Origin of the sequence: Microcoleus sp. AT8-B5, from assembly GCF_036705565.1 — a bacterium.
In the GTDB taxonomy this organism is placed as follows: domain Bacteria; phylum Cyanobacteriota; class Cyanobacteriia; order Cyanobacteriales; family Microcoleaceae; genus Microcoleus.
The window spans coordinates 117,997-142,113 of the sequence record NZ_JAUBUY010000003.1; the positions used below are offsets into that span (position 1 = coordinate 117,997).

Below are 24,117 nucleotides of genomic sequence, written 5' to 3' on the forward strand. Positions count from 1 at the left end.
GGCGCGGTTTAAGATTTATTTATTGGTGACTTAACTTAATCGCCGCGCCCAACCCACCCTACAATATGACTAAAATCTAAAATCCTAGGACTACGGGAGCAAGTAACAAGTCGATAAACTTATCTAACTGTTCATTATTCTTTTCGGCTTGATCCTTGCCAATTCTCAGCAGTGCCGATATCTTCTCTTCCGAGGCATCATCAATCGGCAGCGGTTGTTCGTGGCTCAAATCGGGAGTAATTCTCAAATATTGATTCGGTCTTTCAACCGCATCATAAATTTGAATTAGTTGATAATTTACAGTTTCAGCAACTCCCGTCATCATGATATTAATCAAAGGCTCTACCCACTCAATTTGACCCCAATTTTTTACTTTTTCGTAGGGGTATTTTTTCTGAGCTTCTCCGGTTCCCAAGGATAAAATTACCATATCTTTTGCTTTCGGGCCTCGGTAGGAGTCATTGTCAGGAATTCTGAATTTATTTCTAACTTCTGCATAAGCACAAAGTGCGGGATTGTTGGCGAATACTCCCCCGTCAATTAAAGCGTAGCATTCATTGCTAAAAGAATAGATTTTAGAAGCCTCAAAATAAGAGGGAGCTGCCGATGTGGCTCTGGCGATATCTCTAATAAAATAGTCTTCGGCTGGATATTCTTTAGCATCTATTTGATCGAAAAAGTGAGCTTTTCTCCTTTCGATGTCGTAACTGGAAATTAAACAAGGTTTTAGCAGTTCGCTGAGTTTGCAATCTCTAAAATTTTCCCAAAATAATTTTTCTAAGGGCTCGCTGGGATATTTCTCATCTCTCACACCATTTAGAGATCTGACTTTTTGCCACAATGAAGTCTGAAAAACGTCGCGGCCACTCTCAATCGAAAAATTAACAGCGTCTTGGGCTGCCCACCGAGGTCTGGTGGGATTTTCGGCATCGGGACACAAATAGATGCAAGTTAAAATTCCTCCTGCACTCGTGCCGGCGATTAAATCAAAATAGTCAGCTATTCTCGCATCAGGGTTGCCACTTTTTTGTTGCAGCTTTGACTCAACGCTAACTAAAATTTGCGCTGGAATAATTCCTCTAATTCCGCCTCCATCTATGGATAAAATTCTGGTATATTTCGCCATAATTGTTGCCTATTCTGAATATTTTCTCGTTTGCTAATCTCAAATCCCCAAGCCTCCGAATCCATGCACCGCTTAATCTAAAATCTAAAATTTCAAATCTAAATTTAATTGGCGGGCTGCGATCGTATAGCGAAAAATGTATTCTACAATTTCTACGTAATTGTAGGCGGCGGCTGGCGACTCTGCCCAGACTGTAATGCCGTGATCGCGAATTAACAAAGCGGGTACAGAGGGCGCAGAAATGGCAAAAAATTCGCAAATTTCCTTGGCTATCTTAGGGACTTCTAAATAATTTGTAAAGAGGGGTATCGACACTTGCGGGTTTTCCTCCCACATTCCCAAACCTTTCAGCATTTCGATCGCCGGTAAAGGCACTGCATCTCCTGCGGTTAGCCGAGAAACTAAATTTGCCTCGATGGAGTGGACGTGATAGCAAGCTTTCGCGTCTGGAAAACAATTGTAAACGGCTAAATGAATGCTGGTTTCGGCGGAAGGGCGGCTGTCAGCAACAGGTTGCTCGACAATTGCGCCGTCTAAGTTCATTCTGATAAAATCTTGTTCAGTTAACTGCCCTTTCGCGCGGCCACTAGCAGTAATCCAGAAAGTGCCATCTGGTAAGCGGGCTGAAAGATTCCCAGCAGTCCCAACCATCCAACCGCGATCGTAAAAATGTTTGGCTGCTGCAATTAAATCCGATCTCAAATCACCACTCATTCTTGACAAATCCTCAGTTTTTAATCTACTTTTTACGTTAATAGGAATTGCGCTGGTTTATCTAAACGTAGTGCACTGCGTACCTTATATCAAATCCGGTAGCATCGGACTTATATGCACGGGGGCGGGTTTATTATATTGTCTATTATGGGCAATTATTGTTTGTGAACCCGCCCCTACAAAATTTAACATCATACAATACCGATGCAAACGGAATTTATATTACCTGAGAAAGGCGATAGTTTCAATTCCATTTTTGGGACAAATTTTCCAACACATCAAAAAAATTATCCCATTTAGTATAAGGCTTTTGCTGTTCGTCTAGATACTGGGCAAGCCGATCGCGCGCAAACACCGACGAAGCCTGCAAAGCCATATTAAAATCCGTTAGCGAATCTCCGATCGCCACCTGTTCCTCGGCCGGGTGCTGGCCCATCACCCGCACCTTAGACACCAATTCCTCATCTCCTTCAAACTCAGAATTGACTTGCAAGCGAGGGCCACTAGCGTCCACATCCACAGCGTAAATAACCCTCGCCCGGTGTACCAAATCGCCCATTACCGTCTCTACCATAATCCGAAGACCGCCGGAAACGATCGCAAAATCTACCTTTTTTTTGTCCAAAAAATCCAGCAATTCCACCAATCCCGGCCGCATCAGCTTTCCCCTAGAAAATTCCACAATTTCCCCGTAACGTTCCGAGGGAATAGACTCTAGTAACTGCCGCACTCCCGATCGCAAACTCAGCCTTCTAGCGTATATTTCTGGCATCAGTTGAGACGACAGTTCCGGTGCGAAATGCTTGAGCATTGCCACAAAAGTTTCTTCAACAGTTATCGTGCCGTCAAAGTCGCAGAATACCACCCGTTGCTGATTGTTCGGGATTGAAGATTTTGGCTTGTCATCGGTCATTGTCAGTCGCACCTTTCGAGAACAGGAAAAGTTTACACAATTTATCCTACACTGTCGAGCCATCGAGCGCGACTGCCCAAAACTAATAGTGACGTGCTGTTTGTTGGCAATTTCCCGCAGGATTTTATGCAGATTCTTCGAGAGAATCTTCATCATCCAGGGAATCTTCATCATCCAGGGAATCTTCATCATCCAGGGAATCATCCAAGGAATCTTCTACCTCCTGCTTTTGGTTTTTTGTCTTTTGGGGGTTAGACTTAGCAGGCAAACAGATTAAATTATCATCCTCAGTATTAATCAAACCTTTCGATCGCAACTTACCCATCAAGCGCGTCACCGTCACCCGCGTTGAGCCAATTGCGCTGCCAATTTGAGCGTGAGTCAATGTCCAAGGCAGTCGGTAGCCCCGAACCACATCCGGTTCGCCGTCACCTATGTAAGGTTCGCCGAACTCTTCGATCAACAAAGTGAGAAATCCCAGCAGTCGGTCGATCGTCCGGCGCTGTCCCAAAGTGCTCAGCCAGAGAAGTTTCCGCTGGTGTTGGTAGCGAAACGCATCCAAAATTTCCCTACGAAAGTGAGGCCAATTATCCAAGTCGTGCCAATACATCCACACTACGTGAGTTTGATCGGCGTGGGCGTAAGCTTGGAGAGTAAACGGAGACTGAGCAACCAGTTCAAAGGGCTGACCGGCGCCAACGAAGCCCAAAAAAGCTTCTTCTGTAGTTTTGTCAGCGGATTTCGACTTCCCCGCAGCAGCGCTAACTTGAGCACTGCCTACGAGCCGCACAGAACCTTTCTGGACTAAATACAGCAGTCCGGGTCTTGCGGGAATCCGCTCGTCTTTGCTAAAAGTCCGGCAGCGGTAGTGTTCCTGGGCCCAGTCGATAATTCGCTGCCAAGCGATAAACGGTCGATCGATAGTCTCTACAGATGTGGAAGTTGATTGCATAAGTGAGGCTCTGGGATATATTTAAGAGTGAGAAAAACAGCTTCTGCCAGCAGTGCGATACCAAGTGAGACAACCAACCCCCGATCGAGCTTGCACGCTTCTTAACTGTGCTGACTTTTCTTAGTTTTACCGAAATATTTAATGTAGCAAAAAATACATCAAAATGGTATAGTTCAGCAAAAAATTTGTCGTAAATTATTGTATATTTAGCAAAAAAATCGCTATAAAGCCGATTAATTCGATGTAGCCTCGTCCGGGGGAGCCGATCGACTATCTCTGAGATCAGCAGTTTAACGTACAAGAAAAGTGCAAGCGGTAACAGTCGATCGTTGCTCTTACGGTAGGATGAGCCGATATGGATACAGCAAATATGGAGCAGTGCCCGGAAGTTACAGTGAAGTGTTTCTTGCTTTCCAGGTTCCAAAGGGCGATCGGCCAGCAAGAGGCACTAGGGAAAATTCCATTAAATCTCATAGGTGGCACCATTCTCAAGAACGGGCAAGATGCCCATTCCACAAGAGATGAATTTGTTCTCAAGAACAGGCAAGATGCCTGTTCCACAACAAGTGAATTTGGTTGTGGGGTGGGCATCCTGCCCGCCCAAGATGCCTGTTCCACAAAGAGTGAATTTGATTGTGGGGTGGGCATCCTGCCCGCCCATAAAAAGCTTATTGAGAATGGTGCAATAATTCCGTTAAATCGGAGTAAAGATAGCGCGCGGGTGCTGTACCTGTCTGCGATCGCCCTGAAATTGGCTAAAAGTTGGCAGCAGACACCGCAGACAATCGCCGCCGAGTTGGCCGAAACTCTCCAACCGCTGTGCTACCCAGATTTCGCCGTTAAAGTCGCACGGGCTGGAATTATTGAGTTGGAGTTGACTGATGCAGGTTTAGCCGTCTGGTTGCAGCGTTTAGCTCAAACGAACCTCCCACTTCCAGAATCTCGAATATTATCTCCTGTTGTGTGTGCCGATCGACTGTTTCCGATTCAGTACAGCCACGCGCGCTGCTGTTCCCTGCTGCGAATGGCCCACCGCGATCGGATAATTGCGATCGCCCAGCCAGATGTCGCTACAGCGCCGGAAATTTGGTCGCTGGAGAGTCCAAATCCTATCCCTTGGATCGACGAGGGCGATCGACTGCGGTTAGTGCATCCAGCAGAACGCCGTTTAATATCCCAACTGTTAACAGTGCTAGACAATTTATATCCTAATTTTGAGGTAAAAAAACGCGAACAACCTGTCAATTATTTCAAATTAGCCAATAGTTTGAGCGAAGCATTTCAGATTTTTTACAGCCAGTGCCGAATTTGGGGAGAAGTTAAAATAGAACAGCCACAACTCGCCCAAGCTCGATTAGGTTTAATATTAGCAACTCAATCTTTGCTGCGATTTATCCTAGAAAATTTCTTGAACGCTATTGCTCCTTTAGAACTTTGAATTAGTCCGTATAAAAAAGTAACAAGTAGCATAAAAAAAAGTATTTTACTGTATTTTGGCGCTGGTTTCGGACAAGTTTAATTTTTGAAATCGCAGCGATAAATGAGTTATTTTTGCCCGCTTAAACGAATTTCCAAAAAAGTGCGATAACCCGTTATATTATGTCCGGTCGATTCCCTCCGCTTCGCTTCGCCCAAAATCATGTAGGGGCGGGTTCACCAACAATATCTGCCAATAATTGACAATCTCAAAAACCCGCCCCGGCCGGGATATTATGGTCAATCGATCGGACATGATATTACTCTTTGACAGAGAAATAGCAGCAGCGCTATGCAGTTTAAACCAGTGTGAATTTTCCGCCAGCGGTGCGATCGCTCCTGATTAATTTCCGCTGCAATTCCCCACGAAAAAGCCATCAAAAGCGTCCCATCGAGTCCGTAATAAAAATGAGAAACCAGCCATACATTATCCCTGTGAAAAATCCCGTCTTGAAATCCCAAGAAAAAGCCTGCATCTAGTTTAAGGCGTTGCAGGCGAGATTTGCTTTTTTCCTGGTTTTGCGATCGGCAGTGTTACTGTAAATGTACTGCCCACACATTCTTCACTGCTCAACGTAATTTCGCCACCGTGCAAGTCCACGCATTTTTTAACAATGCTCAGCCCCAGTCCAGTACCGGGAATTCGACCGACATTTTTAGCCCGGTAAAATGAATCAAAAAGCCGTCCTTGGTCTGCTAAAGGTATGCCAATTCCTGCATCCTGTACCGAAAAAATAGCCTCGGTTTCAGTAACTTTTAATTCAAAAATTACTTCGGTATTGGGGGCAGAATACTTAATAGCATTGGACAGCAAATTGCCCAGAATTCGCCGGAGCAAGCTTACCTCCAAACACGCCATAGCCGATTGATGGTGATTCACAAAAATCAGCGTCACCCGATCATTTTCAGGTTTCAGCTTCAGGCTGCTCTGAAATTCGCCTACCAACTCATTACAAAACTTTGCTAAGTCTAGCGGTAGCAAGCAAAACCCGGCTTGTCCTGACTCAACACGCCCCAGCAGCAGAACATCATCTAATAACAAATCTATACCTTTGGCGGCTGCTTGAGTTTTGTCTAGAAGTTCTTGTGTTTTCTCATCTGTTAATGTCAACTTGTACTTGCTAAGAAGTTGTGTAGTGCCGATGATGAAATTCAAAGGATTGCGAACGTCGTGGGCAATCATGTACAGCAAAGATGTTTTCATCTCATTGAGTTCTTGGGCTGTTTGCAGAGTGCGATCGAGTTGGTCGTGAGACAATTTGAGAGTTAAAGACAACTGGCGCGATCGCAGCAAAATCTCCACCCGCGCTTGCAATTCAATCTTCTCGATCGGAGCGATAATCAAATCATCAATACTTTGCCAAATAAATTGCGTTGCCATCCCTACATCCGAGCGGGATGTAATCAAAAGAAAAGGCAAGCATACCGGGTGTTCTGCCTGTTTTTGGGCTGCCACCCATTGCCAGTGGCGTTTCAGGGAAATACCGTCAATTATCCCCAGGTCAAAAGATTGATTAAATGGTAAAAAATCCTCACTATTATCTGTGGAGTTTGGCAGCAATACCTCATAGTAAACAGCTAGCCATTCTAATAACAGGCGGCGATTTTCTTTCTGTTCGACAAGCAATAAAATTTGACTCACGCAGATTCTCCTAGCAAGCTGTGCACAATGGATAGCAAATCTCTAACGATCAAAGGTTTTACCAACATATTCCGAGCCCCGTGGCAGAGGCTTTCGTGCCCAATAGCAGCGCTTTGTTTGGGCGAGAGTATCAGAAAAGGGATTTGGTGATTTCGCAGTTGTTCGCAGCAGTCCCAAATCCGGCGATCGAAACCAGAAATATCTACTAAAGCCATCCCGATCCTAGCAGGCTGACTGATAGCTTGTGCAACATCTTCAAAGTTATAAGCCGCGATCATCTGGTATCCTTCTTTGTTAAGAAATTGTGCTAATAGTTCCAAGTTTCGATGATTGCGATCTACGGCTAAAATTATTGATTTGCCAGTCATTTATCAGGTTCCTGTGAATACGGGTTATACCATTTTAGATTTTAGATTTTAGATTTTAGATTTTAGATTGGAGAGTGAGTGATTATATATGGGTTGGGATGTGGCATAAAGTTGGATTCTTTTTCTATCTGGAATTAGCTTACTTGTCGGCGAACTATTACATAGGTTTTCAGTTGAGTGAAGTACAGATGCTGGGGTACAGGACACTGCCGCGTACCCTGTACCCCTACTGTATTTCATAGAATTAAAAACTACACTACGATAAAAGTCGAAAAATACACAAATTTACCAATATATTTAAGTTTTCCAGGACTTAGGCTAGTGGTGAGGTGCGCGGTGCGCCCCCTACTCATTAGTAGATTCACGACTGCGAAATTAGCTGCACTTGCCCAGAAACAGCAGGACAAACCCCGATTCAATCTTCATCCGCTCCCCCCTCAATCCACACCGGCGCCGAACTCAAAATGCCGCGCAGCCCCGCTATCGGTTTGCTGACTTTGATTCCGTAGCGAGTAATCTCGAGTTCTCGCAGAGTTCTCTCGAAATTGCTGACTCGTTTTTTAATTACTCCGATCGCCTTGCGGATTTCTGTCCTATTATGCAATTGGCGTTCCAGATAGCGTATAAACAGAAGATTATCCGCCAAATAGCTAATTCCGATCTCGGTCAGCCGAAAATCTCCGCTAATGGCTTCTACCTCATTAATCAAGATAACGGTGACTCCCATATTCTTCAGATACTTGCACAAAGCGTGCAAATTGTTCACCAAATCTTGCCCCTGCATCGAAAGCTGATAGCCAGAAATACTGTCAATCATCACAATCCGCGTCTTTTCCTGCTCCACCTCCTGCCGTACCATACAGGCAAACTGATCCGGCGAGTACAGCAAAGGTTCCACGGGTATCACCGAAAGACTTCCTTGTCCAATCATCGCCCCAACCGGGATGTTAACTGATTCGCAGCGGCGCAGCAGAGTAGAACTTGACTCCTCAAAAATGTAAACTACCGATCGCTCCCCCCTTCCTGCAGCTTCCTTCATAAACTGAATCCCCACCGTCGTTTTACCCACGCCGCTAGGCCCGCTAATCACCGTCACAGTCCCCCGTTCCAGTCCCCCGTGCAGCAGTTCGTCAATTTCTGGAACCCCAGAAGAAATTGCTTCAGCAACAAAATCCTGTTGAAAGTTGTCTGGAAGCAGTCGCGGAAATACCTCCATACCAGCCTGAGTCAGGCGCAGCGAATGGCGGCCGCTGCGGAAGTTAGAGCCTCGCAGCTTGGTGACAGTCAGGGCGCGTCCTTCAGGGCGCAGTTCTAAATAAATTACCCCGTCGCTGATGAATTGCAAATCGTCATCGGGAGCACTTGAAGTGCCTTCGGAGGTAAACACCACCGTCGCCCCCCCTTCGACTAAAAACCGCAGAAAAGACAAAACTTGCTTGCGAAACTGAAACTCATCCGCAGCTAAGTAGCGAAATTGAGTGATTGCGTCCAAAAACACCCGTTGTGGCTTGACAGCTTGGACTCGCTCGATAATCTTTTGTGTAGTCGGTTCTCGCTCCACCTCGGAGGGGGAGAAAATATCATAAGTCTGAACTTCTGTAAAAAATTCTGAGGATGGGCTCAAATCGAGGAACGCCATCGCTTCCATATCAAAACCGAGACTTGTGGCATTGGCCCGCAATTGCGCTTCCGGTTCTCCTAAAGTAATAAACAGGGGCGTTTCTCCCAGAGCCACACCTGCTGCCAAAAAGTGAAAGCCCAGTGTAGTCTTGCCAGTACCCGGGCCGCCGCGCACCAGATAAGAGCGTTGAGGAATCAGGCCGCCGCCAATCACTTCGTTGAGACCGGTAATTCCCACAGAAATTCGGTTTTGAGACATTTGTTTCTTCATGTTTTGAATATCGGGCCCGTATTAATATTTAATGGTTTTAGGCAGTGTTTTGATAATTTTTTTTACCGGGCGTCTGATAACCTTCATGAAATCTTTTTCTACCGAAAATTACGTAAGCATACAAGAATTAGAAAGTATTGTCGGGGCTGCTGGCATCTGTCGCTGGCAAGATACAGAGCCATTTTGGCAAGAACGGGTAGAAAAAGCAGTTGCCCCCGACACGAAAATGGATTGTACTGTTTACCCCAATACTCAGGAAGAACTGGCGGCCGTCATTGCTTGGGCACAGCAACATCGCTGTGCAGTCTTGCCTTGTGGCAGTGGCAGCAAACTTGATTGGGGCGGTTTAGTTAAATTAGACTCCGATCCCCCCCGGCCCAGGGCGGGCACGGGGGCACCGCCCCTACAAAGGGGGGAGCAAGATGTTGTCAAAGTGGGTCTTTTTAAGGGGGATTTAAGGGTATCTCCTGATGCAGCGGGGCTTGTGGCTGTCAGCACTTCGCGCCTCAATCGGCTTGTAGAACACGCTGTGGGCGATTTAACGGTGACTGCGGAAGCGGGGATGAAGTTTGCGGATTTGCAACAAATTTTAGCTGCAGCAGGTCAATTTTTGCCGATCGATCCAGCATATCCGCAACAGGCAACTTTGGGCGGCATTGTCGCTACTGCTGATGCGGGTTCCTTGCGGCATCGCTATCGGGGGGTGAGAGATTTGCTATTGGGAATTACCTTTGTGCGATCGGACGGTAAAATTGCCGTAGCCGGGGGTCGAGTTGTTAAAAATGTCGCCGGTTACGACTTGATGAAACTGTTTACTGGTGCTTACGGCACATTGGGCGTCATAAGTCAAGTAACTTTCCGAGTTTATCCGCTGCCTGAATCATCGGGAACCGTAGTGCTGACAGGGGAAATTAATGCTTTGTCCCAAACGGCTCAAATCTTATTATCCTCTGCTTTGACACCAAGTGCCGTTGATTTGCTGTCACCTGAATTAGTCGCAAAATTAGGCTTAGGAAAGGGCACGGGATTAATCGTCAGATTTCAAAGTATCGCCCCAAGTGTTAAACAACAATCAGCCCGCTTGCTGGAAGTTGGCGAAAAGTTGGGTTTGCAAGGCACTAGCTACGGCGAAAATGATGAGAATCAGTTATGGCAAAGATTGCCAGAAACAATGTGGGATTCTGGCACAAAGTCGGCAATTATTTGCAAAATAGGAATCAGACCGTCGGAAGCTGTAACGGCAATTAACACATTGCCGATACAGAACGCTTGGATTCATGCAGGCAGCGGTTTGGGGGTTTTGCGGTTTGAGAATGCGACGGCGGATACGTTGTTGCAGGTACGCAGAGGGTGCGAAGCTAAAGGCGGTTTTCTGACTGTTTTAGCAGCGCCGACCGATATCAAGCAACAGTTAGATGTTTGGGGCTATACTGGAAGTGCGATCGATTTAATGCGCCGGATAAAACAGCAGTTTGACCCGGAAAATCTTTTGAGTCCCGATCGTTTTATCAGCGGTATTTAGTTTAAAGTTTATAGTCAGGAGTTGGGTATTTCTTGAATCCCGGTCTATGTCATTTGTGAACCAGATTTGTTTTTTAACGAACCGCGAAGGCGCGAAGACCGCGAAGAAAGAGAAAAGAAGAGAAGTTTTGTTTGCTTGATGGATTTAGGCTTGCTAAGCATAGCAACCGCGCCTGACTGTTAGGAAGTTCTTTTCTTAATTGCTGAAATATAAGCAATCGATTGCTTCTGACTTCTCTCCTAGATAACTAAACTTTTTTTCTTATTCCTTCTTTCTTCTTCCGACTTCCATCGGACTGACATCCGTTACATCCGTTACATCCCGTACATTGCTCGTTGCCGAACTTTCTCCCATATATGCAAACTTCAGAAAAATCTCAACTTCCCAGCGACAATTTAAGACCTGCAAAAGAAAGCAATTTTCTAGCACAAAATCCCCACTTACAAACCCTCGAAATCCCAGGTTTCGACGCGAACAATCCGCCCGATCCGAAATTAATCGACACTTGCGTACACTGCGGCTTTTGTTTGTCAACTTGTCCGAGTTATCGCGTACTCGGCAAAGAAATGGATTCCCCCAGAGGCCGCATTTATTTAATGGATGCAATTAACGAAGGCGACGCACCTTTAAACGAAGCAACCTCGCAGCATTTCGATACTTGTTTGGGCTGTTTGGCCTGCGTTACAACTTGTCCGTCTGGAGTTCAATACGACAAGTTAATTTCCGCTACTCGCCACCAAGTTACTAGAAATCAGGAACGCACTTTTTCCGACAATGTAATTCGCACTCTGATTTTTAATCTCTTCCCTTATCCTCACAGATTGCGGCCTTTGCTTGTACCGCTATTTATTTATCAAAAATTAGGACTGCCAAAACTTGTCCGCAAAACAGGTTTGCTGAAAAAAGTCTTTCCCCGCTTGGCGGCGATGGAATCAATTTTGCCGAAAGTTACTGTCGATTCTTTCCGGGATAATTTACCAGAGGTAATTCCGGCACAAGGGGAGAAACGCTATCGAGTCGGCGTGATTTTAGGCTGCGTGCAGCGGCTGTTATTTTCGCCAGTTAATGAGGCTACTGTGCGTGTTTTGACGGCTAACGGTTGCGAGGTTGTGGTTCCTAAAAGTCAGGGATGCTGTGCTGCTTTGCCGGAACACCAAGGCCAAGCCCAACAGGCGAAAGCCTTGGCGAGACAAATGATTGATAGCTTTGAAAATACGGGTGTTGATTTTGTGATTATCAACGCTGCTGGGTGCGGCCATACTTTGAAAGAATACGGTCACATTTTAGCGGATGACCCTGATTATCGGGAGAAAGCTGAGAAATTTGCTGCTAATGTTAAGGACGTGCAAGAGTTTTTGGCAAGTGCGGGAATTACGGCGAAACTCAATCCTTTGATTGAGGGAGATTTGACAATTGTATATCAGGATGCTTGTCATTTGTTGCACGGGCAAAAGATTAGTTTGCAGCCGCGTCAGTTGCTGCAACAAATCCCTGGGGTGAAGTTAAAAGAACCTGTGGATGCGGCTTTGTGCTGCGGGAGTGCGGGGGTTTACAATATGCTTCAGCCGGAGGTGGCTGATGAGTTGGGTGTGCAAAAGGTGGAGAATTTGCTGAATACTGGGGCGGAGTTGATTGCTTCTTCTAATCCGGGTTGTTCTTTGCAAATTAAGAAGCATTTGGAGTTGCAGGGAAAAACAGTTACTTTGATGCACCCAATTGAGCTTTTGGATTATTCGATTCGCGGGGTGAAGTTGCTGAGGAAGTAGTTTTGTAGGGCGGGTGGTGTCTGCCCTATTTTCGATGCTGAGTGAGATTTTTTTTATGAACCGCAGAGGGCGCAGAGGGCGCAGAGGAAGAGAAGAGAGAGAAATATGAATAGGTTATTGTATTGAGAAAGTACGCGCGGCTTAGCTATCCCGCTCTTAATCGCACTTTTCACTCTTCCTACAAGCTAAAATTAAATTAAACAGTCCCTAACCCCGGACAACAGTTATGGTAACTCAACTTAAGTCTCCTCAAAAACCTGATGTAATTTACCCCGACAGCGACGGCGAACCAATGTCAGACAATACCAAACAATTTCGCTGGATACTCATCATTCAACAAAATTTAGCGTGGCTATTTGCGGATGACCCGAATGTATTTGTCGCCGGAAATTTGCTGTGGTATCCTGTTGAAGGAGATAACAAAACTTCTATCGGCCCGGATGTGATGGTAGTCTTGGGCAGACCGAAAGGAGATAGGGGTTCTTACAAGCAGTGGGAAGAAGAAAATATCGCGCCACAAGTAGTGTTTGAAATTCTTTCTCCCGGTAACAGGCTAACAGAAATGAATAAAAAACAGGTATTTTACGATCGCCACGGGGTAGAGGAATATTACCTGTACGACCCGGAACGCAACGATTTCAGCGGTTGGATGCGTTCACAGGGGCGTTTGGACGTAATTGATGCGATCGAAAATTGGGTCAGTCCCCGACTGGGAATTCGCTTTGATTTGTCGGGTGAAGAGTTGCAAATTTATCGCCCTGACGGCCAACCGTTTACAAGTTATGAGGATGTTTCTCGCAGCTTGGAACAAGAACGACTGCGGGCAGAACAAGCTGAACAGCGGGCTGCTGTCCTAGCAGAAAGACTGCGATCGATGGGAATTGACCCGGAACAATTGTAAACTAGATGGGGGAAAAGACCATCGCACTTTTAAATTTTAGCAAAAGTGCGATCGGCATAATGACTAATGACTAATGACTATTTCCCGTCTTCTAACCTCAAAAAATGCACCTGTCCCGAAGCTTCCGCCACTAAGATTGTCACCCCATCCGGTGCAATAGCGCAAGCTTTCAAAGCACTATCTCCGCTGAAACTAGCAATTACTTCTCGACTTAACAAATCCCAAACTTTGAGAGTATTATCGTCCGAAACAGAAATTGCCTTTGTTCCCATAGTCGCCACCGATGTTACCGCATCTGCATGACCTGCCAAAGTAAAAACTTCTTTTCTACTTGACAAATCCCAAACTTTCAAATTCTGTTCCCGCCCTCCTGAAATCGCCCATTTGCCATCCGCCGTAACTGCCACAGCATTCACAAAACTCTCATGACCTTTGAGAGTGAAAAGTAGATTTTTGACGGCTAAATTCCAGAAATTTGCCAAAATATTCTTTTCTTTACCCAAACTCCAAATTTTCAGAGTTTGGTCGCCGGAAGCCGAAATAACCCGCTTGCTGTCGGGAGTAACTGCCACAGCTTTTATCCCGTCCTCATGACCTAAAAAAGTAAAAACTTCCTCTCCTGTTTCTAGATTCCAAACTTTAATAGTTTTGTCTCCAGAACCGGAAATCGCCATCGTTCCGTCTGGCGTCACTGCCACAGAATTTACCCAGTCTGTGTGACCCGTGAAAGTAAAGATTTCTTTTCCGGTTTCTATATCCCAAACTTTCACAGTTTTGTCGCCGGAACCCGAAACTACTCGCTTGCTATCCGGTGTGATTGCGATCGCTTTTACCCAATCTTGATGCCCCGAAATAGTTAAAATTTCCTGTCCCTTTTTGAGATTCCAGACTTTAATGCTGTTGTCTCCTGAACCGGAAATCGCTTTCGTACCGTCCGCCGTCACTGCTACGGCATTTACCCAGTCATCGTGACCTGCAAATGATAAATTTTCTTTGCCTGTTTCTAAGTGCCAAACTTTGAGAGTTTTGTCAGAGGAACCAGAAACTATCCTCTTGCCGTCCGGGGTAACGGCCACAGCATTCACTGGGGCTATGTGATTGGTAAAAGTGAAAAGTTCTTCTTTTGTTTCGAGATTCCAAACTTTCAGCGTTTTGTCGCCGGCAGCCGAAATTACCCGTTTGCCGTCGGGGGTAACAGCCACAGCTTGAACGAAACTGCTGTGTTTTCCTAAAGTGAAAAGTTGCTTTCTTTCTGACAAACTCCAGACTTGAACAGTTTCGTCGTAGCTGCCGGAAATTATTTTTTCGCCGTCGGGAGTAACGGCTACACTTTTTACCCAGTCTGTATGACCGGTGAGAGTAAAAAGTTCTTTTCCGGTTTCTATGTTCCAGACTTTCATGCTGTTGTCTCCCGACCCGGAAATTAACCGTTTGCTATCAGGACTTACTGCTACGGACTGGACAAAACTGCTGTGACCTTTGAAGTTAAAAATTACTTCCCTGCTTGTCAAATCCCAAACTTTAATACTGCCATCCCAAGAACCTGAAATTACTCGCTTGCCGTCGGGAGTTACTGCTACTGCTTCTACGGCAAAAGTATCGCCTGCAAAGGTAAATATTTCTGTCGCTGTTTCTAAATCCCAAATTTTAATTGTATTGTCCCAAGAACCGGAAATTACTTTAGTACCGTCGGGGGTTACAGCTACAGCATTGACGTAGGTAAGATGACCTTTGAGGGTGCCAAGTTCTTCTCCTGTTTCTAAGTGCCAAATTTTAAGAGTGTGGTCGGAGGACGCAGAAATTGCCCGCTTGCCGTCGGGGGTGATTGCTACACCTTGTACCCAGTCTGTATGTCCGGTGAGGGTACGCAGCAATCTCCCGCCGGGAGGGGTAAAGCTGGGCGTTAGCGGTCGCAGCCAGGGGGTTGTTTGATGTTTTGCCTGTGCTAGCAGGGCTTGAATTTCTGGACTTTCAAAGCGCATCAAGCGGGCTATTAGTTGGGTGGCTAGTTGGCTTTTATCTGCGGCTAGAATGTGGGCTGACAGCCGAATTGCTTCTTGGATTAATTTGAGTCGTTCGGCTTTTTGGTCTGAAATAATATCGGGACTTGTTGCTAAATCGTAATCTTCTATTAGCGCCTGTACTCCCGATGCTGACAGCTTGGCTTTAATAAAATTGTAATCTGTTAGTAAGCTGTATAATTTTTCGGAGTCTGAAGTCGCTGCTAGCTGACTGGGCAATATTCCCAGGTAGTTCGTCTGTTCTGCGGGCTGGATTTGATCCAGCCCTTGTTTAAACTCGGTCATAAATTTACGGATGTGTTCTTTAAATGTATACGATCGCTAGCTGCACCCTACCGAAAAGCCGATCGAGAATCTTTTCTCTTAGACTTAGCATGACATATTTGAATGCTATGTGCTATAGGCTTGCTGTCCTCGGTTTGGTGATGGTTCGATGAATTGCTTGTTTTTTAGTCGAAGTCTGCTTTGAGAATTTTCAAGCAGTGCGATTACAATAAATCGCGGCCAATATAATTCAACTCAGCAACGCCCAATTTACCGATTGAGCGACAAAAGCTGACATATATCTTTGTTTTTCTTAACATAGCGGCTCTTTGGGCAATGGTCGATCAATAAACACTCTCAAGCTAAAAATTTTCAGGTATCGCAATCCTATTGAAAGTGCGAAAAAGACTTTTTATAACGAAACATGATGGCGGATGCTCTAATTTTCTCTCAAGTCGGCCACATCAGGGAGGCAGATGTCCCCCTGGTTGGGTTTGCTACCAGGGCGGCATCTGCAATCTGTTTCACCTAAAGCTCTCAGAAAGCTTTGCAGGTGCGCCCCCTTCCTCTAAAATATAGAAAAGGACTTGCACTATTAAACCGGGTTTCTAGACAAAATCATTGGTTTGACCGCTAGGTACGTAGGAAGAAACCGGGTTTCTGACTCCATAGCGCGCAAGTCACGATCGCAAATAAAGCAGTATTGACTTTAGAGACAAATTTCATGGATGTTATCGAGTTTTTCGAGTTAAGTGCAGGTAAATGGTTTTCTCAGCGTACCGTACACAATCTCCATTCTGGGGAATTGCAGGCAGGTAAATCCGACCTCAAAATAGAAATACTGACAGCTAGCGATGCAGCAGTCGTTAAACTTTGCCAACAACACTCGATTAACCCGGCTTCAACTAAGCTAACTAGCGTTCGGATTAGTTGGGACGGTATTCCCGATCGCGACCAAGCTAAACAAATCGGTTCTACAATACTAGCGATCGTACCTAATCCCGACAATCCAAGCGTTGGCAAAGTGTTGCAAGACAAGGGTAACAGTCGCTACGTGATGGGCGATGACGTGCTGACATTGATTACAGAATCAGACACCCTCCATGCGGAAGAAAGGCTGTGGTATCTCATGCCCAATTTGCGGCTGCGGACTAGCGTTGTTAAGCAAGCTAACGGTACGGAACAAGCTTCTTTTTGTTCGGAAATTCGGATGGGAGTAAGTGCCCCAAGTGAAAAGTGAAAAATAACTATATAGTTCCCAAAGTTTACACTCTATTTCTGCTTTCTCCCTTCTTTCTTCGGCCTTCTCTGGCAATCGCTTTTAACTTGGTATGAAAATCAGTGTGTTTGACAACTGGGAATGATTTTGCCACAGGTTTGTCCGCTAATTTGTGCTCGGCTTCGGCGCGATCGGCGAGGGCAGTAACAGCCACATCTTCATATACTACAAATTCTGTATTTTCTTTGGTGCGATCGTCGGCAGCAGGTAATTTTCCTGTTTCCTGGGCCTCTGTGTTTGGGACTTCTGCTTGAAGCGCCACATCCAGTTGCGCCTCTGACGGCCCACGCAAATCTAACTCTGCGGCACTTACTTCCGGTTCCTGGTGCGATAAAAGTATATCTTCCGGTGACAGTTGAGCAGCACTTTCCCCCGTTAAATTTTGAGGAAAATTATTGCATACCAAGCGTTCAAACTCGCGATTGAAATGATAGAGAGGTTGACCTATCCGATGCCACATACTCAATAGCTGTCCCACAGAAACAGCCTTGTAGCGCCCTTGATAAAGCGCTTCAACCACTGCTAAACGCAGCCAATAGCCGGGATACTTGGTCAGCCATTCACCCGCCAATTTCTCGGCTTTTTTGCCACCTAGGTCAAAACCGTAGTGAACCAGCAGAGCCGCTGCTTGTGCAGATATTGCGGTCACTTCTGTCATGTGTTGTCTGTTGACTGTTGACTGTTGACTGTTTTCTGTGGACTGTTTTCTGTTGACGGTTGGTTCAAAATTCCCAATGACCAATTCCCAATGACCAATTCCCAATCACTAATTACCAATTAGCCCATTGAATTAATCGGATAAACGCACTCCTCCTTCTACAGTTCGCGCGTCCCCGGAAAAAGGTTGGGGAGTCCCATTCCAGTTGAAGTCGCTAATTCTAAAAGTCAGGCTGCCGACTTGACGCTCAGGATTAAAACGCAAAATGATTGCGTAGCTGCGGCGGCTGTATTCTAGAGTGTAATTCGTACTGATTGTTTCCCCGCTTTCTAAATTAATAGCACTTTGAAATCCAACTCGAAAGCCTCCGTAAACTTGCTGGACAAGTCCAAAAGACAGGACTCTCAAATCTACTAGGCGATCGAATAAAAACGGCGATACACCGTCGCGCCCCACTTGGGTATAAGTCACGTTAAACCCAGTGTAATCGAGGAAAGGGCGGGAGAAATGACCGAACTGCCCTTGAATGCCGACGCTGGGGGCGAGGGAATTTTGTCGATCGCCACTGCTGTAATAAGTACCAACTCCCCGGAGTCCCAAGGCTAGTTGCAAGAAAGGAACCACCGGCGTCCGCGTGTACTTCAAACCTTGGGTGGGAGTGCGGGGCAGCGGTTCGCCCTCCCACAGGTTGAAGCCGCGACTCAAGGCAAAGCTAACTTGGGAACGGCCCAGATCGATGCGGTTGTTTTCCCGCACTGGTTCGAGCAAGTCTGGTCGATCGGTGTCAGCATTGATAAATTGATACCCAGCTTGGTAGCTGAGATTGATGCCCGTGCCTCCGAGTGGGATGACTGGGGAAGTCAGGACTGCCCCCAGGCTGCTCTGCACGGTTTGAAAGCCCAGAGAACCGTTAAACAGTCGATCGCGATAACTGTATTCTGCGGCCAGAGTGTGAGTGCCGATCGACTGTCGCAGGCGCAAATTGCCCCGAAAGCTGTCTTCCGGCAAGTTCGGGAAATTTTCAAAACTCAGAAATATTGCCGATCCGTCCAGCCTGGTACGCGGGCCCAGACTAGCGCCCAACCTCGCTTTCAGCCCGTAGCTGTCGGGAGAAAACGGATTGCCGCCGTTCTCTGCCACGAGACGCTGCAGGTAAATTTGGGGCGTCAGAGTCAGCCGCACCGGCCCGTTTTGCAACACCTCAAAACCGCACTCGGCATACAAACCGCCGCGTTCGCCTCCGTCGTAGCCAAAGGTCAAACACGGGCCGCTCTGCTGCCTGCTGTCAAACACTTGCCTGCGGGGATACACGGGTATTTTCACTCGGTTGTCGAACACCAAGCGGGGTTTCGTTGTGACTAATTCCTCTGCCGTGGGCGAAATCCTTCTAATCGTCGCCGTCCGGGCCCTGTATTCAAATTCCGGGGGGGAAAACGGGTCGTTAGTAAGCCGAATGTTGGTTGCTACCCTCGCGCCGTCTGGCAGCAGTTCGATGCGTTCTGCTTCAAAGCGGATGCGGTTGACGGCGCCGACCACTTGGGGGGCTGCTAGCTGTCCACCCCCACCGAGAGTTACTGTAGCAGCGCCGGGGGATCTGACTCCGCGCAGGGGCTGCTGGCTGGTAATTCGATCGCTCAGTGGCTGTTCGAGAATCGTCCCGGCACTAATATCTGTCGGCAGTGTGGGAGTCAATTCGCTACCTGCTGCGGGCAGGAATATTTCGCCTCTTGCTTGTTCGACTGCGCCGCTGTTGAGGCCGAGATTGAACTCCATCCGCTGGCCGCGCACTACTTGTTGCCCGCGGGTATAGGCGACATTGCCGGATGCTACCACTTGGCGGGTGACTAAGTTGACAATCGCTCGATCGGCATCAATCACAGTTTGCCGGAACCGCACGACGACATTACCAACCGCCGTCACAATTTGCTGCTTGTCGTCGAATTCTTGGCTATCGGCCTTAACTTCAATAATATCGGCCGGAGTCACCGGAAAAGGCACCGTCCGCTGAGAAGGGGCGGTGCGGACTCCCGGCGCGGCTGGTTTAGGTTTCGGTGTCGGCGCAGGGGGTGTTCTGGGTGCGGGGGTGGTTGCTGGTGCGGGAATGTCGAACTGCTGTTGCCCGCTGGGTTCTGGTTCTAGGGCGGGTTCTGGAACGGGAATTTCAGCAGGTTGGGGAGAGTTATCTTCTAACTGTCGGCCTTGGGCCTGATACCAACTTTCCTGCTTTCCGGCAAGATTTCTCTCCTGTTTTCTCTGCGCCTCTGCGGTTCGTTCCCGATTCCGAATGGCAATGGCATTTTCTACCGAACCCAATTGGTAAGCTGTAAACGAGGAATCTTTCGGAGTTTCCGCAGTTTCGGGTTCTTCCACAGGGGCCTGACGCTGAAATCCCACCACTGCGTGGCCGCTTTCGACTTCCGCTAGGGGGTCGGCGATTTCTGGAGGCCCATCGGTGGCTGCAGTGGTGCCGAGGAGTGTGGCTGCGGGTTCTGCTGGGGCTGGTGTGGGTTCTGGCTGAACGATGTCTGGGCTTGGTTCCGGTATTTCTGCGGGGTTGCGGAGGGTGTCTCCATCGCCGGCCGCGACAGTGAGGGCGACTTTTTTTGGCTTTGCGATGTAGATGATGCCAGGGGGTTCTGGCGGCGGTACCGGATAGGGCATAGTTACTACAGGTAAGTCATCCGATTTTAGATTTTAGATTTTAGATTTTAGATTTTATAGGGTGCAATTTATTGAAAATTTTGCATCTAAAAGGTAACTGTTTAGAGATTAATCTGACATCTAAAATTTGCAGTGGCTTTGGCGCGCCGGAATAGGGCTGCTTTCAGAACTTGCTTCCGCCACAAGATAACCTCGCTGGCGGTGCGAGGTCAATCGATTTTAGATTTTAGATTTTAGATTTTAGATTTGAAGCATTTACCCCACGGATCAATTCGGGGGCTCCTTTATCGGATACAGGTTTTTTATTTCTGGACTGATGAATCAGGGGGCTTGTATCCTGGATGCTTGGATTGTCAAGTTTTGTCCGACTAATTTTTGCGGGTTTGTCGGCTGTTGCAGGGGCTGCGGTGACGCGCCCCTACTCTGCGGGCGAGATAAGTTGTTTATTCCATGTCTCTGCGGTTGGGGTTCCGGGCTGGGTCATTGGACAAAAATCCAAATATGAACAGGGAAACAAAAAATAAAACAACTACATTAACTACGATTTTGAGGGTTAGCACTGTGGGAGTCTCCAAAGATGGCCTAATACTGAGCTGATTTGCTGCTGTTGCCGCAACTTTTTTATCATAAGCTAAAGATTAGTCAATTTTATCTTTGCTTTTGAGGATTTTTGGCAAGTTGATTTTTGCCCAATTCCAGAGTTGCTCGGCGATGTTTTCTAGCCGCAGCATAACTCGATCGAGCCATTCGAGCACTTGTTCTAGGGGGTGCTTAATGTATCCCATCGATTCTGCTTTTGTTTCTAAGTATTCGCCCTCTGGTGGGACGCCTGCGCTGGGATTTTTTGGTTCAGCAGCAGCGCGGGTTGGGGCGGTGTATCTGCTGGTTTGCGGGGTGATTGCTGCTGGGGATTTGTTGTTTTGTGCGGTGTTCGGGTTGGTGTTTTTTGGCACTTGGGTTTCCGGCGCGCGCCCTGGGGTTGATTCTGCTGCGAGTGCAGAGCTATTTTTTTGAGTAACTGCTAAATCTGATAAATCAGATGCTGTTTGGGGTTGAGTATTTGGGCTTTTTGTGAGCAAGCTCTGTTTTAGCTGCCCTAGCAGGCGGTGAAGTGCTTCGGGGTAAGGGGATATTGAGACTGCGATCGATCGACCTTCGGGCAATTCTCCTACTTCTGCTATTTCCTGCTTGACTTTTGGGTTAGCTTGTGATATTAGGGTTTGAACTACTGCCTCTGGCTGGGAACTGCCGTCGATTAAATGCGGCGGTGCTGCTTCTCCGAATAAGTCTTGCCAGTTGAGCCACGGTCGATCGACCTCTGGGCTATTTTGGGTATTTTCTTGTTCTCGCTGTTTCAAATAATACTGAATTGCAACTGATTTCTCCGTATTATCACTGGCTGCCGTTTCTTTGCCCAAAAGGTGGTCTACTGACGACCAAATCATTTGTTCGATGTTTCTAGCGTATTTTTCGAGGATGTCACGGGCGGAAAAATCTACATTGGCATCTGTGCCGGATGTGTCAATTTTGACTCCGGGGGCTTCCGTGGGTGCGGCGGTTGTTTTTGCCGCTGGCGGGAGGGTTAATTCCTCGATGTTGACGGCGGCGCGATCGAGTAATGTAACAAAGGAGAGAGGAGTTGGGGGTCGATCGAACTTGCTGTTAAAATTAGTTTCTAGTTTTGGGGTATTGTGGTCGATCGAATTCGATGCCGCAATTGACTGCTGTGCGGTTTTTGCTTCGATCTGCGCGCGGGCTTTTTGGACTAGGATGGCATTGCGGTCGATCGATTTTTTAACTGCGAGGATTGATTCTCCAAACTGATTTCTTTTGAGGGCAACCGGACTCGTCTGAAGCCAGGCCATCAATTCCCAAAAACGACGCATCGGCGGTAACTGCGCTTTTTTCGCCGCTGACTCCAAACCGAGATTAAATTTTAATTCTTTTTGGGTAATTTCCCGTCGTTCCGGCCCGCTGTTGGCTACTTCCCAAGTTATGCAACCTTCAAGCATTTCCTGCTGTTCGGGTGTCAAAATATCTAATATCTGATTTTCTCTTCCCACCAATACTAAAGTGCGGGCTGGTATAAAACTGGCAATTCCCTCAACTTTCGGCTGGGGTTTTAATTCAGTTTTAGCCAGCGGGTGTTCTAAGACGGAAGTGGTTTGATGCTTGGCGGTTTGTCCGCTAAAATTGATAGCCGGATGTAAATCGCTAGCAGCATTTCCCTGATTTATTAACAGCGGGAAGCTGGCTAAAGTTTTCGCGGTTTGCGACGAGGTTAGTAAATTTTCGGCGAGGTGCAAAATTTCGGCGATCGAACTTTCTTCGGAAACTTCCCCCTGATACCAATTTTGTGGCAAATCGGCATTTTCGTCACCGCCAAATTCTTGCAGTTCCGGTAAATCTATTTTTTGACTTGATGCCCGCAACTGTCGGCCCAGCATTCGGGAACTTTGCACCAGCAAATAAGCTGGATAAAGCAGAATTTGGGTGGCGGTGAGAGTTGTTTCTTTAATTTGACGCCAAGTTCGATCGCAATTGTCAGCGACTTGGCGGGACTGTTTCGATATAAAATTTAATAGTCGGCTTTGGTATGGGCCGTAGTAACCGTTGGACATAAGTTTAATTCTTGAATTCAGATTTTTGATTCGCGCCGGAATTGCTGAATATTGCTGTAAAATCAAAGCGATATCTTAATCGAAGCTTCAAACCCTCTGAAACCTTTATTTCTTCGCGTCCTACCCTTCGGGAACGGCTTCGCCGAACGCGTCTTCGCGGTTCGATATAAGATATTGCACCCATGTCAATAAGCCTTTTACTGGCTGCAGGATGCCCACCCCCTACTCCCCACAAGAAAATTCACTCTTTGTGGAACAGGCATCTTGCCTGTTCTTGAGAATAGTGCAAGATGTGAGTTCAATCCGATTTTTGATTAATACACAATTCCTATTTTAGCGAAATATGAGCGCTTCTGTGTCACCTGCTAGCAACAATATTTCTGCCACTGTCGAAAAGTTGCGCCGCCTCAGCCAAGTGGAGGTTCAGTCTGGTTGGAGGTACTGCGATTCTGACTCTGCTGTCTCTTCGGTAAATATTTGTAACAGTCCTGTTGTCGAACTTAACAGCAAAGGACATATTACTTGGCCGTCGGGGAAGCAAGTTTTGTATTTGGGTCAGCAATTTGTAATTCCTGACAATTTGCACGGCTATCCTGTGGTTGGTTTGCGGTTGCTACTGGGCTTGACTTGGTGGGCGGAAGATGCTCAAATTTTTGTCAACGGCGAGTTGGTCGGACAGGGAGATTTATTTGATTTTGCCGATCGAGTTTTGTTGAGTTCGTCGGCCAATCCCGGAGATGAATTTTTAGTAATTTTGCGGTTGGTAAGTCCGGGTCACGATAGCGGTGCTTTAGTGCGATCGATTTGTTTGTACGAAGCTGCTGACTCTTCTTGTTTCGATCCGGGTTTTGTGGCTGCCGAATTAGAGATTTTGCAAAATTCGCTTAGTCGAAATTTAGAAATTAAAAATTCCCAATACCTCCCCACCGAAATAATAGCAAATCGCCCCAGGTTTGTCAAGGGGGAAATGCTGAAATCTGAGATTGATTTGGCTATGGGTTTGATTGATTGGGCGGCGGTGGGCGATCGCGATAAGTTCGATCGCTCGCTGTCTGTTTTGCGGCACAATTTACTGGGATATCTGCGGGCTTTTTTGGGGGATTTAGATGATGGAACCGCAGAGGACACAGAGGGCGCAGAGGGAGGAAGAAGGGAGGAGGTTTCTCAGGTTGGAGACAATAGCGATGCTACATCTATATATATAGGAGAAAGCGGTGAGCTGACATCTTTTTCTGGGAATTTAGATGTGGGAACCGCAGAGGGCGCAGAGGGCGCAGAGGGAGGAAGAAGGGAGGAGGTTTCTCAGGTTGGAGACAATAGCGATGCTACATCTATATATATA

General features: G+C 46.8%; 18 protein-coding genes and 1 pseudogene. 6 read left to right on the plus strand and 13 right to left on the minus strand.

Translation table 11 applies throughout. The features are described 5' to 3' along the window. Window positions 1-76 precede the first annotated feature (76 nt). The 4 genes from QUB39_RS03395 to QUB39_RS03410 form a co-directional block, all read right to left on the minus strand. Window positions 77-1,126 carry a patatin-like phospholipase family protein gene (locus QUB39_RS03395; RefSeq protein ID WP_333053100.1) on the minus strand — a complete coding sequence of 350 codons (1,050 nt, stop codon included), beginning with the start codon at window positions 1,124-1,126 and terminating at the stop codon, window positions 77-79. Window positions 1,127-1,210: 84 nt separating this feature from the next. Beyond that, window positions 1,211-1,840 (minus strand): methylthioribulose 1-phosphate dehydratase, encoded by a 630-nt coding sequence (gene mtnB / locus QUB39_RS03400; RefSeq protein ID WP_333209678.1) that lies wholly within the window; start codon window positions 1,838-1,840, stop codon window positions 1,211-1,213. A 244-nt stretch (window positions 1,841-2,084) separates the two neighbouring features. After that, window positions 2,085-2,927, minus strand: coding sequence for an HAD-IB family phosphatase (locus QUB39_RS03405; protein WP_333240624.1), 843 nt, complete (start codon window positions 2,925-2,927; stop codon window positions 2,085-2,087). Then, on the minus strand, window positions 2,878-3,705 hold the full coding sequence (locus QUB39_RS03410) for a Crp/Fnr family transcriptional regulator (protein WP_333209682.1): 828 nt from the start codon (window positions 3,703-3,705) through the stop codon (window positions 2,878-2,880). Before QUB39_RS03410 ends, QUB39_RS03405 begins: the two co-directional genes overlap by 50 nt. A 355-nt stretch (window positions 3,706-4,060) precedes the next feature. Between QUB39_RS03410 and QUB39_RS03415 the strand changes: the two genes are divergently transcribed. Further along, entirely contained in the window at window positions 4,061-5,143 is a 1,083-nt protein-coding gene (locus QUB39_RS03415) for a DALR anticodon-binding domain-containing protein (RefSeq protein WP_333209684.1), read from the plus strand. Window positions 5,144-5,421: 278 nt separating this feature from the next. Here QUB39_RS03415 and QUB39_RS03420 read toward each other — a convergent pair whose 3' ends face one another. The 4 genes from QUB39_RS03420 to QUB39_RS03435 form a co-directional block, all read right to left on the minus strand. Beyond that, on the minus strand, window positions 5,422-5,643 hold the full coding sequence (locus QUB39_RS03420; RefSeq protein WP_333053095.1) for a DUF4079 domain-containing protein: 222 nt from the start codon (window positions 5,641-5,643) through the stop codon (window positions 5,422-5,424). Between the two features lie 19 nt (window positions 5,644-5,662). Beyond that, a complete protein-coding gene (locus QUB39_RS03425; protein ID WP_333053094.1) occupies window positions 5,663-6,823 on the minus strand; it encodes an ATP-binding protein in 1,161 nt (386 codons plus the stop codon). After that, window positions 6,820-7,191, minus strand: coding sequence for a response regulator (locus QUB39_RS03430; RefSeq protein WP_333053092.1), 372 nt, complete (start codon window positions 7,189-7,191; stop codon window positions 6,820-6,822). The genes QUB39_RS03425 and QUB39_RS03430 overlap by 4 nt, the downstream gene beginning before the upstream one ends. A gap of 415 nt (window positions 7,192-7,606) precedes the next feature. After that, entirely contained in the window at window positions 7,607-9,070 is a 1,464-nt protein-coding gene (locus QUB39_RS03435; RefSeq protein ID WP_333053090.1) for an ATPase domain-containing protein, read from the minus strand. A gap of 97 nt (window positions 9,071-9,167) precedes the next feature. Between QUB39_RS03435 and QUB39_RS03440 the strand changes: the two genes are divergently transcribed. The 3 genes from QUB39_RS03440 to QUB39_RS03450 all read left to right on the plus strand — a co-directional run bounded on the left by QUB39_RS03440 (window position 9,168) and on the right by QUB39_RS03450 (window position 13,271). After that, window positions 9,168-10,604 (plus strand): FAD-binding oxidoreductase, encoded by a 1,437-nt coding sequence (locus tag QUB39_RS03440; RefSeq protein ID WP_333053089.1) that lies wholly within the window; start codon window positions 9,168-9,170, stop codon window positions 10,602-10,604. 356 nt (window positions 10,605-10,960) lie between these two features. Then, window positions 10,961-12,370 (plus strand): heterodisulfide reductase-related iron-sulfur binding cluster, encoded by a 1,410-nt coding sequence (locus QUB39_RS03445; RefSeq protein ID WP_333053088.1) that lies wholly within the window; start codon window positions 10,961-10,963, stop codon window positions 12,368-12,370. 226 nt (window positions 12,371-12,596) lie between these two features. Further along, window positions 12,597-13,271, plus strand: coding sequence for a Uma2 family endonuclease (locus QUB39_RS03450; protein ID WP_333053086.1), 675 nt, complete (start codon window positions 12,597-12,599; stop codon window positions 13,269-13,271). A 77-nt stretch (window positions 13,272-13,348) separates the two neighbouring features. Here the strand turns inward: QUB39_RS03450 and QUB39_RS03455 are convergent, their stop codons facing one another. Beyond that, window positions 13,349-15,577 (minus strand): hypothetical protein, encoded by a 2,229-nt coding sequence (locus tag QUB39_RS03455; protein ID WP_333053084.1) that lies wholly within the window; start codon window positions 15,575-15,577, stop codon window positions 13,349-13,351. 703 nt (window positions 15,578-16,280) lie between these two features. Between QUB39_RS03455 and QUB39_RS03460 the strand changes: the two genes are divergently transcribed. Continuing rightward, complete coding sequence (locus QUB39_RS03460) at window positions 16,281-16,796, plus strand: phycobiliprotein lyase (protein WP_333209689.1); 516 nt, start codon at window positions 16,281-16,283, stop codon at window positions 16,794-16,796. Window positions 16,797-16,821: 25 nt separating this feature from the next. Here the strand turns inward: QUB39_RS03460 and QUB39_RS03465 are convergent, their stop codons facing one another. The 4 genes from QUB39_RS03465 to QUB39_RS03480 all read right to left on the minus strand — a co-directional run bounded on the left by QUB39_RS03465 (window position 16,822) and on the right by QUB39_RS03480 (window position 22,775). Further along, on the minus strand, window positions 16,822-17,493 hold the full coding sequence (locus QUB39_RS03465; protein WP_333209691.1) for a hypothetical protein: 672 nt from the start codon (window positions 17,491-17,493) through the stop codon (window positions 16,822-16,824). Between the two features lie 132 nt (window positions 17,494-17,625). After that, complete coding sequence (locus tag QUB39_RS03470) at window positions 17,626-20,154, minus strand: DUF3769 domain-containing protein (protein ID WP_333209693.1); 2,529 nt, start codon at window positions 20,152-20,154, stop codon at window positions 17,626-17,628. A 443-nt stretch (window positions 20,155-20,597) separates the two neighbouring features. Continuing rightward, window positions 20,598-20,714 carry a photosystem II reaction center protein I gene (locus QUB39_RS03475; RefSeq protein WP_039887172.1) on the minus strand — a complete coding sequence of 39 codons (117 nt, stop codon included), beginning with the start codon at window positions 20,712-20,714 and terminating at the stop codon, window positions 20,598-20,600. A gap of 78 nt (window positions 20,715-20,792) precedes the next feature. Then, on the minus strand, window positions 20,793-22,775 hold the full coding sequence (locus QUB39_RS03480; RefSeq protein ID WP_333209695.1) for a hypothetical protein: 1,983 nt from the start codon (window positions 22,773-22,775) through the stop codon (window positions 20,793-20,795). A gap of 343 nt (window positions 22,776-23,118) precedes the next feature. Here QUB39_RS03480 and QUB39_RS03485 point away from each other — a divergent pair. Beyond that, a pseudogene (locus QUB39_RS03485) lies at window positions 23,119-24,117 on the plus strand (alpha-mannosidase); the annotation flags it as partial.